Genomic DNA, 1198 nt, shown 5'->3' on the forward strand with positions numbered 1-1198 from the left:
CCGGTGTCGCGGTGGGCGTGGCCCTTTTGCAGGGGGCGCGCCAGCGCATCGGCGACCATGTGGCGCGATTGCCCCTGGGCTGGTTTACGACGCAGAACACCGGCCATCTGGGGCATGTAATTACCCAGGGCATGATGGCGGTGGCGCAGTTGCCAGCGCACGTTTTCACCCCTGTGATCAGTGGCGCGGTGACGCCTTTGGTGATCGTCGCCGCACTGTTTGCCGTGCATTGGCCACTGGGGCTGATTGCGCTGCTGGGGCTTGCGGTACTGGCAGGGGCGCTGCTGTTGAGCGCGCGCCTGGGGCAGCGTACTGACCGGGCTTTCCAGCGGCACTTCGCGGATGCCAGCCAGCGCATGGTCGAGTTTGCCCAGGCGCAATCGGTACTGCGTGCTTTCAATGGCGAAGGGGGCGGGACGCAGTTGCTGGAACAGGCGCTCGAGCGCCAGCGCCAGTCAGGGCTGCGCCTGATCTATCAGTCATCGCTTTCGGTGGTACTCAATACCTGGGTCGTGCAGGTGATCTTTGCGGCCCTGTTGATCGCAGCCGCCTTGTGGCTTAACGGCCTGATGGGCGACACGCGGGATAACGCTTCGGTGATTGCGGTAGTCGTTGCGCTGTTGTTGAGCAGCCGCTATATCGAGCCGTTGCTGGACGTGGCCGGTTATGCCGAGATCCTGCGCAGTGCCAGCGGTCAACTTGACGCGGTGCAGGCCATCTTTGCCGCCCGGCCCTTGCCGGAGCCGGATCAGCCACAACCGCCACGGGATGGCTCTATAGAGTTGCGCGCAGTGAGCATGGCTTACGCGCCCGATCAACCCGATGTGCTGCATGATGTCAGCCTGCGTATTGAGCCGGGCAGCATGACAGCGTTGATCGGTGCTTCGGGCTCGGGCAAGACCACGCTGGTACGGCTGATCGCACGGTTTTTCGATGCGCGCGAAGGGTGCGTGCTCGTGGGTGGTGTGGATGTGCGGCACATGTCCGACAGCCAGTTGGCGGGTCAGATCAGTCAGATATTCCAGGACTGTTACCTGTTTCAGGGCAGCATTGCCGACAACATCCGTATCGGCAAACCCACCGCCAATGCTGACGAAATCCTCGAGGCGGCGCAGCAGGCCGGGCTTGGCGAGCTTGTCGGGCGCTTGCCGCAAGGCCTCGACACACCGGTGGGCGAGGGTGGTGCACGGCTGTCGGG

The 1198-nt window shown here is 63.8% G+C and carries 1 protein-coding gene; it reads left to right on the forward strand.

Annotated elements, in window-relative coordinates; all coding sequences use genetic code 11:
• A partial coding sequence (locus GHO42_RS03370) for an ABC transporter ATP-binding protein (RefSeq protein WP_153384114.1) occupies positions 1–1198 on the forward strand: 1198 nt, incomplete at both ends.

This window comes from Pseudomonas sp. FSL R10-0056 (assembly GCF_009600105.1).
Lineage (GTDB): Bacteria > Pseudomonadota > Gammaproteobacteria > Pseudomonadales > Pseudomonadaceae > Aquipseudomonas > Aquipseudomonas bubulae.